This window comes from Anaerorudis cellulosivorans (assembly GCF_025943985.1).
In the GTDB taxonomy this organism is placed as follows: domain Bacteria; phylum Bacteroidota; class Bacteroidia; order Bacteroidales; family Dysgonomonadaceae; genus Anaerorudis; species Anaerorudis cellulosivorans.
Genome location: NZ_JAPCWE010000011.1, coordinates 55,383 through 71,435, shown reverse-complemented (window position 1 = coordinate 71,435; position 16,053 = coordinate 55,383). Strand labels below are relative to the sequence as shown.

At 41.4% G+C, this 16,053-nt stretch carries 12 protein-coding genes and 1 other RNA gene; 9 read left to right on the top strand and 4 right to left on the bottom strand.

The annotated features are described in order from the left end of the window. Positions 1-18: 18 nt before the first annotated feature. Positions 19-1,557: a YifB family Mg chelatase-like AAA ATPase gene (locus tag OLM34_RS07565; protein ID WP_264406354.1), complete on the bottom strand. Its 1,539-nt coding sequence runs from the start codon at positions 1,555-1,557 to the stop codon at positions 19-21. Positions 1,558-1,583: 26 nt separating this feature from the next. Next, positions 1,584-2,702, bottom strand: coding sequence for a DUF4369 domain-containing protein (locus tag OLM34_RS07560; protein ID WP_264406352.1), 1,119 nt, complete (start codon positions 2,700-2,702; stop codon positions 1,584-1,586). Positions 2,703-2,940: 238 nt separating this feature from the next. Here OLM34_RS07560 and OLM34_RS07555 point away from each other — a divergent pair, with 238 nt between their 5' ends. Next, positions 2,941-3,930: a glycosyltransferase family 2 protein gene (locus tag OLM34_RS07555; RefSeq protein ID WP_264406350.1), complete on the top strand. Its 990-nt coding sequence runs from the start codon at positions 2,941-2,943 to the stop codon at positions 3,928-3,930. A 3-nt stretch (positions 3,931-3,933) separates the two neighbouring features. Here the strand turns inward: OLM34_RS07555 and OLM34_RS07550 are convergent, their stop codons facing one another. Continuing rightward, positions 3,934-4,266 carry an L-rhamnose mutarotase gene (locus tag OLM34_RS07550; protein ID WP_264406349.1) on the bottom strand — a complete coding sequence of 111 codons (333 nt, stop codon included), beginning with the start codon at positions 4,264-4,266 and terminating at the stop codon, positions 3,934-3,936. Positions 4,267-4,279: 13 nt separating this feature from the next. Next, positions 4,280-7,135 carry a bifunctional fucokinase/fucose-1-phosphate guanylyltransferase gene (locus OLM34_RS07545; protein WP_264406348.1) on the bottom strand — a complete coding sequence of 952 codons (2,856 nt, stop codon included), beginning with the start codon at positions 7,133-7,135 and terminating at the stop codon, positions 4,280-4,282. Positions 7,136-7,386: 251 nt separating this feature from the next. Between OLM34_RS07545 and pckA the strand changes: the two genes are divergently transcribed. The 8 genes from pckA (at position 7,387) to OLM34_RS07505 (ending at position 16,048) form a co-directional block, all read left to right on the top strand. After that, entirely contained in the window at positions 7,387-9,000 is a 1,614-nt protein-coding gene (pckA, locus tag OLM34_RS07540) for a phosphoenolpyruvate carboxykinase (ATP) (protein WP_264406347.1), read from the top strand. 184 nt (positions 9,001-9,184) lie between these two features. After that, an RNA gene (rnpB, locus tag OLM34_RS07535) (RNase P RNA component class A) lies at positions 9,185-9,544 on the top strand. Positions 9,545-9,557: 13 nt separating this feature from the next. Next, on the top strand, positions 9,558-10,964 hold the full coding sequence (locus OLM34_RS07530; RefSeq protein WP_264406346.1) for a YihY/virulence factor BrkB family protein: 1,407 nt from the start codon (positions 9,558-9,560) through the stop codon (positions 10,962-10,964). A 149-nt stretch (positions 10,965-11,113) separates the two neighbouring features. Next, on the top strand, positions 11,114-11,863 hold the full coding sequence (locus OLM34_RS07525; RefSeq protein WP_264406345.1) for an MlaE family ABC transporter permease: 750 nt from the start codon (positions 11,114-11,116) through the stop codon (positions 11,861-11,863). A gap of 13 nt (positions 11,864-11,876) precedes the next feature. Next, a complete protein-coding gene (locus OLM34_RS07520) occupies positions 11,877-12,698 on the top strand; it encodes an ABC transporter ATP-binding protein (protein ID WP_264406344.1) in 822 nt (273 codons plus the stop codon). Positions 12,699-12,719: 21 nt separating this feature from the next. Next, positions 12,720-13,481 (top strand): Fe-S cluster assembly ATPase SufC, encoded by a 762-nt coding sequence (gene sufC, locus OLM34_RS07515; protein ID WP_264406343.1) that lies wholly within the window; start codon positions 12,720-12,722, stop codon positions 13,479-13,481. A 15-nt stretch (positions 13,482-13,496) separates the two neighbouring features. Beyond that, positions 13,497-14,834, top strand: coding sequence for a Fe-S cluster assembly protein SufD (sufD, locus tag OLM34_RS07510; protein ID WP_264406342.1), 1,338 nt, complete (start codon positions 13,497-13,499; stop codon positions 14,832-14,834). After that, positions 14,834-16,048 (top strand): aminotransferase class V-fold PLP-dependent enzyme, encoded by a 1,215-nt coding sequence (locus OLM34_RS07505; protein WP_264406406.1) that lies wholly within the window; start codon positions 14,834-14,836, stop codon positions 16,046-16,048. Before sufD ends, OLM34_RS07505 begins: the two co-directional genes overlap by 1 nt. Positions 16,049-16,053: the final 5 nt, after the last annotated feature.

Here is a 16,053-nt window from a genome sequence, read left to right as displayed (position 1 = left end):
TATTCATGTTTCGATTTATTATTGTGCCCACATTTCTCTATCGAGATTGCGATAATTGATGGCTTCTGCCAGATGAGCTGTTTTGATATTTTCGCTCCCTTCCAGATCGGCAATAGTGCGTGAAACCTTAAGAATGCGGTTATAAGCACGAGCAGATAATCCGAGCTTTTCCATTGCAGTTTTTAATAACCGGCGTCCGGATTCATCAACCGAAACAAATCTGTGGAGCAATTGGGAAGTCATTTGAGCATTACAATAAACTCCGGCGGTTTTCGTAAATCTCTCCTCTTGAATTTGTCGTGCCCTGATCACGCGTTTTCTAATTTCGGTACTGCTTTCGGAAGGAGTTTTGTCAGCAATCTTTTCAAAAGGAACGGGTACGATTTCAATTTGAATATCTATCCGGTCGAGCAATGGTCCCGATATTTTATTCAGATACTTTTGAACAGCTCCGGGCGCACAAACACACTTTTTATCGGGATGATTGTAATAACCACAAGGACAGGGATTCATGGCTGCCACCAGCATAAAACCGGCCGGATATTCTATTGAAAATTTTGCCCTCGAAATGGTAATTGCCCGATCTTCGAGTGGTTGTCGCATCACTTCGAGTACACTGCGATTAAATTCGGGCAACTCATCGAGAAACAACACCCCATTATGAGCCAAACTGATTTCTCCCGGTTGAGGGAATGCCCCTCCACCCACCATTGCTACATCGCTGATAGTATGATGGGGTGAACGAAACGGCCGACGTGACATGAGCGATGCATTGCTACTCATTTTACCCGCTACGCTGTGAATTTTGGTTGTTTCCAATGCTTCTTGTATGGTAAGAGGCGGAAGAATCGAGGGCATGCGCTTAGCCATCATCGATTTTCCGGAACCCGGAGGTCCTATCATCAGGATATTGTGTCCGCCGGCTGCTGCAACCTCCAAAGCCCGCTTCACATTTTCCTGTCCTTTTACCTCGGAAAAATCAAATTCAAACTCCGATTGATTGATCATGAACTCCCGATAGATATCCACTTCAGTGCTTTTGAGTTTGCGCTTGTCGTTAAAAAACTCGATGACTTCACAAATGTTTTTTACGCCGTAAACTTCAAGATGATCCACTACAGCAGCTTCCCGCGCATTTTCGAAAGGGAGGATAAGTCCTTTAAAGCCGTTTTCTTTCGCCATTACGGCAATAGGTAAAGCTCCCTTTATTGGCAAGATGGTCCCATCGAGTGAGAGTTCACCCATAATGAGGTAATCGTTAAATTTTGTGGATTGAATGGCTCCTGATGCCCCCAATATTCCTATAGCCAAAGGAAGATCGTAGGCCGAGCCCTCTTTTCGGATGTCGGCGGGCGACATGTTTACAACTACCTGCTGTCGCGGGAATTTATATCCGTTAACTTCTATAGCCGATACAATGCGTTCGTGACTCTCTTTTACAGATGCATCGGGGAGTCCTACGAGCATAAATTTTATCCCTCTGCGGATATTGACTTCAATGGTTATAAGGGTGGCATCAATACCGTGAACGGCTGCCCCAAAAACTTTAACTAACATGTAAACGGGATTCTTTTATTTCTTCATCAACTCCATTTGGCGCCATTTGCTATTGCTTTCTTCACCTCATGAGCAGGGATATTCCTTCTTTTAATGGTGCCATCGGGAGAAATAAGAATATTATACGGAACATAATGGATATTGTAAGTCTTCACAATATCGGATGCCCAGCTTTTTTTCTCTGCCACGGTAATCCATGGAATAGAATCGTTGGAAATGGTTGTAATGGGATATTTTTCCGAATCGATATAGATCGATATAAATTGAACGGAATCTTTATTGAGGTTATTATATTCGTTTTTCAGGACATTGATCTCTTCTTTCGATTCTTTATCAGAAGCGGAAAGAAAAGACAACACCACATATTTGCCGGAAAAATCGATAGAACGAATGGTGTCGTTTTTTGTATCTACCAATTGAAAATAAGGAAGATGAGCTCCTTCTGCAGATAATTTTACTTTATTGCAATGCATCCTCAAATCTTCAGTCAAGGGGAAATTCGATGCTTCTCCTTCCAAATATTTCAACACACGTTCCAGCGTGGTTGGATTTTCCGTATCTCTGAATAAGTTGTTAATAAGAATGACACTGGCAATTTTAGATGGATTTTTTCTGACAAAATCTTCTGCTTTTTGGGTAAGTTCGTGATTGAGAGAGTTTAAACGTACGATTTTTTCATTCTCGGACAGAATTCCCTGATTCGTATTTTCCATTCGATCGATTTTCATGTTATTCAATAGTTCCGCACGCTGCTTCAACAATGCTTCGTTTTCTTTCTTAAAAAGAGTCAGATCATCGTTGATCTCGTTACCATTTACCTGAATAAGGTCGGGTAAGGTAGCATCTCCTTTGATTGATATTTTCTCACCTTTATCGGCAAAAACAATAGCTGATGAGTTATAATTGTTAAAATAAAAGGTAAAGATTGTCAATGTATCAATGGATGTGCGATAGTTGAATTGTCCTTTGTTACCTATCTTCAAGGTATCAACGGTCAAAACATCGGTTGAAAAATGGGTCACTATAACATAAGGGTAATCAAGATTTGAAATTTCGCCTTTTATAGTAACCTTATTCTCATCTTTACATGAATTGAAAGATGAAATGATGAGACAAATGGCAATTATAATTCGAAACTTACTCATATACTTACTTGCGACAAACGTATTTAAATTGTTAAGGATCAATCGTTTATCTTCTTTAAAAAAATTCTTTTTTCACCTGTATATATTGGTTTGACAAAGATAAGTTGATTTTTCAAATATTCAAATATTTTTTACATTTATTTAGCAGGATTTTTAGTTTTAATTACTTAAAATGCGCCAACATTGCTGCATATAAAATTTATTTCGTTAGTTTTGCATTGAAAAGTTTGAGAGTGGTATGCAATTTTCTGTCATTATTCCTGTTTTCAATCGTCCCGCCGAATTGGATGAGCTGCTGGATAGCCTTAGCCGGCAAACCAACCGGCAATTTGAAGTGATTATCGTAGAAGATGGCTCCAATCAAAAAAGTGACGCAATAGTGAGGAAATATAAAGACTGCTTGCCGATAACTTACCTTGAAAAGACAAACTCCGGACCGGGCTTATCTCGAAATGCAGGTGCTCAAAAAGCACGATACGATTATTTGATTTTTTTCGACTCAGACTGCATAATTCCTAATGATTACATTCACATCGTAAACGATTTTCTCACGCGGCAGTATTATGACGCCTATGGCGGTCCGGACAAAGCACTCCCCACCTTTACGACAGTGCAAAAGGCAATAAATTATGGCATGACCTCCTTTTTCACAACCGGGGGCATTCGTGGCCGTAAAAAATCGATGGAAAAATTTCATCCGCGCAGCTTCAACCTTGGGGTTTCAAAACACGCATTCAATACTGTCGGTGGATTTCGTGACATGCGTTTTGGCGAAGATATCGACTTCAGCCTTCGTCTCATTGAAAACGGATTTACTACTACTCTTATTCCCGAGGCTTATGTGTATCATAAACGCAGAACAAATTTCAGAAAATTTTTCAAGCAGGTGTACAACTCGGGAATTGCCCGCATCAATTTATATTTGCTTCATCCTCATTCGTTGAAACCGGTACATCTGTTACCCGCGGTTTTTGTAATGGGCATGATCGTGTTATTGGTGCTTTCCGTTTTTTATCCCATTTTTCTGGCAATTCCTCTTGCTTACTGTTTGTTGATTTTTATGGATTCGACCATCAAAAACCGCTCAGTAAAAGTAGGACTTTACAGCGTTGCTGCTTCGTGGATTCAGCTCGTTGGCTATGGAACAGGCTTTTTATCGGCCTTTTGGAACCGACTCATTCTGAAAAGGGAGGTGGCAAGCGCTTTTGAGAAAAATTTTTATGACTAAAGTTTATTCCAATTTGAAGATACGGGTCATTAATTGCCACTTTTCGTTTGATTTCTTTCCTTCGCCTGCATCCTGAAACCGATCCATGTAAGCCTCCCATTCGGCTTGACGCGGTAGCGTTGCCAATCGGTTCATATCACGTTCCCAATCGAAATCGTCAACGGTATCGACAATCATAAAAAGTTGATTCTCGTGGATATATATCTGCATATCCAAAATTCCCACTTCCTTTATTCCGGCCTGCACTTCAGGCCAAACATGAGCATGTTCACGCATATAAGCCTCAATGAGTTGAGGATCGTTCTTTAGCGATAATGTTTGACAATAACGTTTCATTGTATGATTATTTTTAACTTCGGGTAATTTGCAGTCCTGTCTGTGAAACACCCATTTCCACAAATCGGGCCTTGTCGTTGGGCGGATTTTCACGAAGTACACGTTTAATGTTGACAGCCGCTTCGGGATCTTTGGCAATGAGGTAAAGATATCCTCCGCCGCCGGCTCCCGGAAGCTCAAGTCCCAACGTATAATCTTTTACCGGCGCAATTATTTTTTCAATGGCAGGAGGATTGGTACCTATATCGAGGCGTTGCTTTTGTTCCCATGTTTTGTTGACGCACCAACCTAAATCATCGAATTTTCCAAGCTGAATGGTTTCGGCAGTATCCAATGCATGAAGCTTCATGTCGGTCAAAAGGGCAAGCGTTTCCGATTTATTGAGCAGCATGCCGGCAACAATATCCTGCAGAATATGTTTGGCCGTGCGGGTTATACCCGTATAGTAAAGTAAATGACAATCGCGATATTGAGGCAATGTAAACAAATCATCGGGGAGCCAACCCGCAACCGGTTCCTGATCGAATCCTTCATATGTATGCAGCAATTTTACTCCGTGCAACACGCCGCCGTACTGGTCTTGCCATCCACCGCCTGTGGTAAGCAACTGTTCGAGTACAAGAGTTTGTTTGCCTATGTCGGTTTTTGACCATTGCAGACCAAAAAAATCGGACAGTGCACCCAAAACGGTTGCTGCCAGGATGCTGCTTGTTCCCAGACCCGATCCGGCAGGAATGGCCGAGAGCAGGGTGAGTTCAATGCCGCAGCCTAACTGCTGTAGCTGTTCATGAAGTGAAGAATAGGTTTTTTCTGAAAAATGAGGAGAAAACCCGCATAGTGCCAGTGCCGCTTTGGGAATGGAAAAAGGGGATCCCACCGTATAGAACTGCTCCAACGAAGCGTAATCGGTAACTACTTCGGTAGCCCCGAGGTCAATGGAACGCAGGGTTATGGTAAATTTCTCCGAAGGTTTTACATATACCTGAATAGGTGGTTGTCCATTGAGCTCGACAGCGACATTCACCACATTGCCTCCCTCCATCAAGCAATACGGAGGTGTGTCTGTCCACCCTCCTGCCAGATCGATGCGGACAGGACTTCTTGCCCAAACAATTTGATCGGGATGGACATTGAGGCATGGATTCATTTTTTTTAAACCCGATGCTTCAATAAATCCTTTACGCAGTAAGGAAAAAGCTTTTTCGCGTTCTTCTCGAAACGAAAGCCCCGAGAGTTCTAGTGTCCGGCTGCGGAACATCCTGTTGTGCATTTGCATTAACAGATCGCTTTCCGGAGGAAGAGGAGGAGGAAGGGGTAAACGATTCTTTGCAAAAGCATGCGCTTGTTCTTCGAGATCGGTTTGATAAAAGACGCTCTTGGCATAATTTTTCGACAAAGTCACGCGATTTTCGTTCAATAATGCTTCGCGCAAATCCATGATTTTTTGGATATCGGCTTGCGATAAAATTTCATCAGCAGATAGACGCTTGTTTTTTAGCCATATCTCTCTGGCAGTCTCATCCGCGTTTTCAAGTATCATCCATTTTAATACCGAAATCATTTCTTCGGAACCGCTACATACCGGGAAAAGACGGGAAAACTGAATATCGTCTGTTCGGAACAAAAGTTCGTCCGAGACGGGTATTCTTCTTTTTGCAAACCATTCTTTTACCGGTTTTCCCATCCAATACGTGCCGGAATCGTGAATACTACCACTGAATGTGTCTTCGAACCCATAAGGCCGGATCACGTATTTATTCCGGCCGATAGGTACCCCATCGATGCAAATGCCTTCGGGAACGGTGAGCGACCAATCGTTCGGCGGAATGCCCGTGAGAACATGTTTTTTGTTTATTTGCCAACGGTTGCCGATATAGCTGTTTTCGATCCATATATCTGAATTTTCAGCCGTCAAGGGATAATCGATCCGGCTGTTTTGTACAAAGATTGCCGGATGCGGTTTTATCTTTTTGTGAAGAATAAACTTCTGATTGTAGGTTTGGTTTTGAAGGGACAAGGTGGATGAAACCAATTCTTTGGATGTTCCGTAATGATAAAAGCGAGCATCGTGTAGCGGCAAAATGGCCACTTTTAACGCGTTGATTTCCGGATCGATGATGGTGGGATGGTTGCCCATTGCCGGACCAAACTGTGAATACAGATCGTAGAATTGAATCTCGTCACCTTCCTTTTCATAACCTGATTTTTTCATTAACAAGGTTACCGCTTTGTCGCTCAACAACCATAAACCGATATCCAACATAAAATAGTGCGTCTGCGAAAGTTGTTGCAACGTTTCCGTATCGGGCTTCTGCAGCATGAAGTCAAGCGCAAACGAAGATTTTCGATCAAAAAAGAATACACCATGCCGACTTGCTATTTCACCGTCTACCCAAATGCCGCAGCAAACAATATCGGCCTGAGGAATCTTGGGAATTTTTCCGGCATTATGGATGTATACGTCGCCACTGGTAATGAGAGTATGCAGGTTTGCCGGAATATCTTCCATTATTTTTTCGTACAACGGCAGTTGCAGCGACAACAACGTTTGGTTGATTTTTTGCCCCCTTGCCCAACGAAAAACCGGAATCGGGATGAATACTTTTCCCGTTGGTGCATAAGCCGGCAAGCGTCGGCTTTGTCCTCCCGCATGAATCAGTATACGTTTTTCCCTGCCAATCCATTCAAGAAAGTCGCATCGATGGGCTTCATTCTCTTTGCTCTCTTTAAGCAGCCAGGCCGTCCCTCCTCCCGATCCCAGTTTTTTATTTACAGGATCGGAGGTAAAAAAATAATCCGAAAAAGCAGGATCATTTTTTCTTCTTAAATAAGTCACCATATGCGGCGGTAATGAAATTAGTTTTTTCATGTTCTCGTTCTTTAATCCCAAAGGTAATAGTTTTGTCGAGATGATTAATCATTATTCAAGGTTTGTGTAGTTGCTTATCTAGTGGTTTATTCGTTTTTTGTACGCTTAAAGAAGGGAAAAGGGTAATTATGGAATTTTTTCTTTAATTGTTTTCTTTATTCAAATAAAATAATTATTTTTGCATGTTGTTTTTGGGTTAAAAATCAACGAACAATACTAGTATACATTTTAACAATTAATACGCTAATAAAATGGCTAATTTAGATTTAAGCAAGTATGGCATTACGGATGTAAAAGAGATCGTATATAATCCCTCATACGATCAATTATTCGAAGAAGAAACCAAACCCGGGTTGGAAGGTTTGGAAAAAGGACAAGTTACAGAACTGGGTGCTGTAAATGTGATGACCGGTATATACACAGGACGTTCTCCTAAAGACAAGTTCTTCATTATGGATGATGTATCCCGTGATACCCTTTGGTGGACGTCTCCTGAATATCCAAACGACAACAAACCTCTTCCCGAATCGACATGGGTTGAACTGAAAAAAATTGCAACGAAACAACTCTCGGGCAAAAGATTGTTTGTTATGGATACTTTTTTGGGTGCAAACGAAGCTACCCGTTTGAAAGTTAGGTTTGTAATGGAAGTAGCTTGGCAAGCTCACTTCGTTAAAAATATGTTTATCCGTCCTACGGAAGAAGAATTGGCCAATTATGGCGAACCCGATTTTGTAGTACTTAACGCTTCTAAAACCGATGCCGGTGATCGTTGGAAAGAACTTGGTTTGAATTCGAAGACATTTGTTGTTTTCAATTTAACCGAAAAAATGCAGCTGATTGGCGGTACATGGTATGGCGGTGAAATGAAAAAAGGTATGTTCTCTTACATGAACTACTTACTGCCGTTAAAAGGAATCGCATCGATGCACTGTTCGGCAAATACCGATATGAACGGCGAAAATACGGCTATTTTCTTCGGTTTGTCAGGAACAGGGAAAACTACCTTGTCGACCGATCCTAAACGTTTGCTGATTGGCGACGACGAGCATGGCTGGGATGATGACGGAGTATTCAACTTTGAAGGTGGTTGCTATGCTAAGGTTTATAACTTGAGCAAAGAAAGCGAACCCGACATTTACAATGCCATCAAGCGAGATGCCCTTTTGGAAAACGTCACAGTAGACGAGAACGGGAAAATTGATTTCAGCGACAAATCCGTGACGGAAAATACGCGGGTGTCTTATCCCATTTACCATATTAAAAATATCGTTAAACCGGTTTCAAAAGGTCCTCATGCTAAACGCGTGATTTTCTTATCGGCCGATGCATTTGGAGTGCTTCCTCCGGTATCGATTTTGACACCCGAACAAGCAAAATATTATTTTCTTTCGGGATTTACAGCCAAGTTGGCCGGAACAGAACGTGGCATAACAGAGCCGACACCTACTTTCTCGGCATGTTTTGGAGCTGCATTTCTTTCGCTTCATCCTGTAAAATATGCTCAAGAATTGAACAAAAGGATGGAACATGTTGGAGCCACTGCCTATCTCGTTAACACGGGATGGAACGGTACCGGAAAACGTATTTCCATTAAAGATACGAGAGGAATCATCGATGCCATTCTCGACGGATCGATCGATAATGCTCCTACTAAAACGATTCCTTATTTTGGTTTGGCTATTCCTACCGAGCTGAAAGGGGTGGACACGAAAGTGCTCGATCCACGTGATACCTATGCCGATCCTTCGGAATGGGAGAGAAAGGCCAAAGATTTGGCTGCCCGCTTCATTAAGAACTTCACCAAATTTTCGGGACACGAAGAAGGAGTAGCATTGGTTGAAGCAGGTCCTCATCTCGATTAATAACGTTTGATATTAACCCGTAGAAGATCCCGCCCTAAAAATGCGGGATTTTCTTTTACCCCTTAAAATTTAATTCATATTTTAAACGCTAAAGATTAAACATATAGAGACTAATTTAGTCTATGTTTAAAAATTAGACCGATTTAGTAGCAAATCATTAATTTAATATTACTTTTGCAAATAGACAGCAGGTCGGTTTGTCGCCACGTATCAAGGTACGGGGAGGAAAGTCCGGGCAACATAGAGCACCATACTTCCTAACGGGAAGCTGTTCGTGAGAGCAGAGTAACGTAACAGAAAATAACCGTCTGCTTTCGGGCAGATAAGGGTGAAAAGGTGAGGTAAGAGCTCACCGGATGTTGCAGCAATGCAGCATGCCGTACGTCTTATGGGTTGCAAGGCCAAGTATATCGGATGTAGTAGGGTTGCTCGCCCGATGCCGAGGGGTAGGCCGCTAAAGAACGATGGTGACATCGTTCGCAGATAGATGACAAACATCCCTTTACAAGGGATACAGAACCCGGCTTACAGACCTGCTGTTTATTTTTGCAAAAGGAATGATTCCTGAAAAAGATAAAAATAATACGGCAGAAAAAAAGGAATACAAACCGGGGAGAATCACCCGATGGAAGGTAAAAATTGCAGACCTGATCGAATTCCTTACTTATGGTATTTGGCGTATCGATTACAAATCGTTGTCCAAAAATACCAGTGTTTTTTATAACCTCATCAAAACAATTATATTAACCGTAAGAAATACGCTGGATCTCGAATTAGGAGTGAAAGCGGCATCACTTACTTACCGGACGGTGTTGGCTATTGTTCCCTTTCTGGCTGTCTTGTTTGCTATAGGTCGTGGTTTCGGATTCGAAAACATTCTTCAGAGCGAGATTCTGGACTATTTGGGGATGACGCCTATTGGGAATGTACCGCAAGGGGAATCGAACCTAACCATGGAAATCATTACGCTGATTAACAATTCGTTGGAATATGCCAAAGGGAGTGGTGTTTTTGCCGGTGTGGGTGTTGTTTTGTTGCTGTATACTGTCTTTACCTTGTTTAGGGATATCGAAAATAATTTTAATCGGATTTGGCAAGTCAAAAAAGGACGAAGCATGCATCGGCGGGCTATTGATTATTTCGCCTTAATTCTTTTCTTGCCCATACTGATTATTCTGAATTACGGATTATCCATTGTGCTGAATTCATTTACAAAATACATCTATATTCTGTATCCCGCAACGCAATACCTCAATATCTTGCCTTATGTTATTACGGTACTTGTTTTTACGCTTTTGTATAAATTAATGCCTAATGCAAAAGTAAAATTTTTGAATGCTTTTATAGCCGGACTTATCGCCGGTGCAGCCTATCAAATTGTTCAGACTCTTTATCTCAATGGACAAATATGGATTACCAAATACAATGCCATTTACGGAACTTTTGCCGCCATCCCGTTGTTGCTGTTGTGGTTGCAATTATCTTGGTACATTGTTTTGATTGGAGCAACCTTGTCTTTTGCTGCACAAAATGTAAGAAAATTTTCTTTTGAAAGAGAAACCAAGAACATCAGTCGCCGTTACCGCGATTTTTTTACATTGATCATTACTTCAGTAATCGTGAAACGATTTGCTGAAGGGAAGATGCCTCTCAACAACGACGAGATCTCGGAAAGCTGTGAAATCCCGATCGGACTCACCAATGAAATTCTGGATGATTTGCTGAATATGCAGATCATTTCTGCCATCCCTTTACCCAAAAACGAGCCATTGCTGGCTTATCAACCTGCATTGGATATTAACCTGATAACGATAAATTTTTTGATGAAACGCATCGATCAGTTCGGCTCGGAAGATTTCAATATCGATACTGAGGTAAAATATGCCAATCACTGGGACGCTTTCATGGAATCGCGGATGTGTTTCTATGAGAACAATAAAGATAAGTTGTTGAAAGACCTATAATAATTATCTTTATTTCTAAATAGGGCTTCCTCATTTTCATTCTATTGCAAAGGTAACTAAAAATGACTCATCATCCTTTTGGCTAACTATCAAAAAAAGAAAAACAATAGTTATCTTTGCATGAATAAATTCGAAATTATTATATCGATATGTCTCTCTCCGGATTATTGGAAAGCATAGGTGAATATGCAGTAATGATGAAACAAGTACTGATGCCTCCTGACAGATTGAGAGAGTTCTTCAAAGAATTTCTTAAAGAACTTCATAAACTGGGGGTTACGTCCATATGGCTTGTTGTTCTCATTTCTCTTTTTATCGGTGCTGTCATCGTAATGCAGCTGGCATTAAACCTGACTTATCCGTTTCTTCCGTCCTATACAGTAGGGGTAGTGTCGCGTGAAATCATCCTTCTGGAGTTTTCATCGACGATTATGTGCCTTATCCTTTCCGGGAAAGTGGGATCGAATATTGCATCCGAAATAGGAACTATGCGCATTACCGAGCAAATAGATGCACTTGAAATCATGGGGGTTAACTCAGCGAATTATCTTATTCTTCCCAAAATATTGGCTTTTGTGGTTTTCATGCCTGTTTTGGTTGTTTTCAGTATTTTCGTTGGTTTGCTTGGGGGCTACATTATTTGTGCTTTCACCGGAAATCCACCGGTAGCAACATATGTGTATGGCCTACGCGCTTTCTTTCGGGAATTTTTTATTTGGTACTCCATTGCCAAATCGATGATTTTCGGATTTATTATTTCTTCTGTGTCTGCCTATTTTGGTTACAATGTACACGGGGGAGCATTGGAAGTGGGAAAAGCAAGTACGGATTCAGTAGTAATAAACAGTGTTTTGATTTTGATGACCGATTTGGTTTTCACACAGTTGGTAATGGGATAAAAGGGGAGAATAAATGATTGAAGTCAAAAATTTATCTAAAGAATTTGAAGGACATCTTGTGCTGAATGATATATCGGCAACTTTTCGTAAAGGGATCGTTAACATGATAATCGGGAAAAGCGGATCAGGTAAAACGGTATTTCTTAAATGTATGGTAGGGCTTATTCGTGCCACTTCGGGTGAAATTCTTTACGAAGGGCGCAATTTACTTACCATGAAACCTAAGGAGATTAAACAATTGCGACGCGAAATGGGTATGCTTTTCCAGGGATCGGCATTGTTCGATTCTAAAACCGTGCTCGAAAATGTCATGTTTCCATTGGATATGTTTTCCCGGCTAAGTAAAAAGGAACGACGTCAAAGGGCTGAATTTTGTTTGGAAAGAGTAAATTTGTTGCAAGCAGCCCATCTTTATCCTTCTGAAATAAGCGGGGGAATGATGAAAAGAGCAGCCATAGCTCGTGCAATTGCTTTAAATCCCAAATATTTGTTTTGCGATGAGCCCAACTCGGGTCTCGATCCTCAAACTTCGCAATTGATTGACGGGCTTCTTGCCAGCATTATCAAAGATTTCCAAATAACTTCCGTTATAGTTACTCACGACATGAATTCGGTTATGAATATTGGGGATCATATTGTCTTTCTTAACGAAGGAGTTAAAGAATGGGAAGGTCCAAAAGAAAAACTCAACGATTCCGAAAGCGAAGCATTAAAGAAGTTTGTTTTCGCTTCTGATGTCTTCAAAAAAAACATGGAATCTCAAGATGAGTCGGAACAGGCTAAAGAAGAGGAATTGATCTATAAAATGCAGAGAGAAAACCCTAAAAAGGAATAATTTTTAGTTAATAATGAAAAGATGGAAAATTTACTCGAAATAAAAAACTTACACGTTTCCGTAGAGGGAAAAGAAATACTCAAAGGCATTGATTTGGCAATTAAAAAAGGAGAAATTCATGCCATTATGGGACCGAATGGATCCGGCAAAAGTACGTTAGCATCGGTTATTGTGGGAAACTCACGTTTTAATGTTACACAGGGGAGCATCTTCTTTAACGGGAAGAACTTGTTGGAAATGAAACCGGAAGATCGGGCACGAGAAGGCATTTTTCTGAGTTTTCAATATCCGGTAGAAATTCCCGGCGTCAGTATGGTCAATTTCATGCGAGCAGCCGTTAATGAACATCGAAAATACAGAGGGGAAGATCCCATTTCTGCAAGCGATTTTCTGAAGCTCATGCGCGATAAACGAGAGATGCTGGGAATAGACAGCCAACTGGTAAATCGTTCGGTAAACGAAGGTTTCTCCGGAGGTGAAAAGAAAAAGAACGAAATATTCCAAATGGCGATGCTCAATCCCAAACTTTCTATTTTGGACGAAACGGATTCGGGTCTCGACATTGATGCATTGCGAATTGTAGCCACCGGAGTCAATAAACTTCATACAAAGGATGATGCAGTGATCGTGATCACTCACTATCAGCGTCTGCTCGATTATATCAAACCCGATGTAGTTCATGTGTTGTATAACGGGAAAATCATCAAAACCGCAGGTCCTGAATTGGCTTTGGAACTTGAGGAAAATGGTTACGAAAGCCTCATCAACAATGCAATGGAATAACCAATAGCTTTAAAAATGATTGAACAACAATATATTGACCTGTTTGAAACTTATCGGGAGGTAATTGACCAAAATGCTACGGAAGGGCTTAATAAAGAACGCGATGCAGCTTTCGAGGCATTCAAAAAATGGGGCTTTCCGACTTCAAAACTGGAAGATTACAAACAATCGGATATTTCACGTGCTTTTGATGCAGATTTAGGGCTTAATCTTCGAAATATCCCCATTCCGGTAAATCCTTACGATGCCTTTAAATGCGACGTACCTCATCTGAATGCTCATGTCTTCTTCCTCATCAATGACCGGTATTACGATAAAACGCAACCCGATCTGCCGCTATCCAACGGAGTATTTGTAGGAAGCTTACAGACATTTTCCGAAAAATATCCCCGCTCTTTCAGCATGTATTACAATAAAATCGCAGCAGCCGATAACGGTGTCACCGCTTACAATACAATGTTTGCTCAAGATGGTTTTGTGGTGTACGTGCCTGAAAATACGGTTGTTGAAAAGCCACTTCAGCTGATTAACATTCTTCGCGGAGGTGTCAATTTGAACGTAAACCGGCGTATTTTACTCATTGCCGAGAAAAATGCCGACGTCAAATTGTTGATATGCGACCATACGGTGGACGATGTGAATTTTGTGGTAACCCAAGTAACGGAAATGGTAGCCGGAGAAAATGCCCAAGTCGAATTTTACGAATTGGAAGAGAATTCGGTGAAAGTAACCCGGATAAGTTCGTTATACTGCCTTCAGAAAGAACAATCGAAAGTGACGGCTGCAGGAATTACCCTTCACAACGGTTATACCCGCAATGATTACCGTTTCCGATTATCCGGAGAATATGCCGAAACGCACGTAGGCGGACTGGTGATAAGCGACAAGGAACAACATACCGATAATTTTGCCTTTCTCGATCATGCCGTACCGCATTGTACAAGCAACGAATTGTTTAAGTATGTTTTGCAGGAGAAGTCGACCGGCGTTTTTTGTGGAAGAATTTTGGTGGAAAAAGGGGCACAAAAAACAGAAGCCTATCAAAGTAACCGAAATCTTTGCTCTTCTGAAGATGCGCACATGTATGCAAAGCCTCAGCTCGAGATTTATGCCGACGACGTGAAATGTTCGCATGGTCTGACAACAGGACAACTCGATGAAGATGCCCTGTTTTATATGCAAGCACGAGGTATCCCCGAAGAGGAAGCACGCATGTTACTTATGGTGGCTTTTACGAAAGATGTGGTAGACATGATTCATATCGACATTCTGCACGACCGGTTGGAATATTTGATAGACAAGCGATTCCGGGGCGAATTGTTGCGATGTGGGAACTGTAATGTATGCAAATGATGTTGAATATAACTGAGATACGAAAAGATTTCCCCATTCTTTCACGCACGGTTTACGGAAAACCGTTAGTGTATCTGGATAATGCTGCCACCACTCAAAAACCCCGCTGTGTGGTGGATAAAATAGAAGAAATGTACTATAACCTCAATGCCAATGTCCATCGCGGAGTACATTTTTTGAGTCAGGAAGCCACTAATGCTCACGAATCGGCACGGTTAACCGTACAAAAATTCATTGGGGCAAAATCTCCCAATGAAATTGTTTTCACTCGTGGAGCAACGGAATCCATTAATCTGGTAGCCTCATCCTTTTGCCGGGCATTTTGCAAGGAAGGTGACGAAATTCTCATCACGGCAATGGAGCATCACTCCAATATCGTTCCGTGGCAACTGCAAGGCGATATCAAGGGAGTAAAACTTCGGGTAGTTCCTATAGACGAAAACGGCGAATTGCACCTCGATGAATTGGTGAAAAAAATTTCTCCATTCACCAAACTGATTGCCGTAACTCATATCTCCAACGTATTGGGAACGATCAATCCTATTGAAGAAATAACGAAAATTGCACACGAACACGATATTCCTGTTTTGATTGATGCAGCACAGTCGGTACAACACCTGCCGATTGATGTACAAAAAATCGATTGTGATTTTCTGGTTTTTTCATCCCATAAGATATATGGACCCACAGGAATCGGCATTCTATATGGGAAGGAAAATTGGTTGGATGCCTTGCCTCCATATCAGGGTGGCGGTGAAATGATTGCCAGCGTAAGTTTCGAAAAAACCACGTATAGCGAGATCCCTTTTAAATTTGAGGCAGGTACGCCCGATTTTGTTGGATCTGCCGCTTTAGCCACGGCATTAGACTATGTTTCGGAAATTGGATTGGAACCTATTTCTTGCTATGAGCGTGAGTTGCTGGAATATGCCACTCAACGGCTACAAGACATTAAGGGGCTGCATATATATGGCAAAGCAGCAAACAAAAGCAGTGTAATTTCTTTTCTGGTGGATGGTATTCATCCGTATGATATGGGAATGCTGCTCGATAAAATGGGGATAGCCGTACGCACAGGGCATCATTGTGCAGAGCCCTTGATGAAAGAATTGGGCATTCAAGGAACGGTTCGTGCGTCGCTGGCTTTTTACAACACTTATGAAGAGGTTGATGCGCTGATAAAAGGGATTGAACGAATTATCAAGATGTTTTGAATACG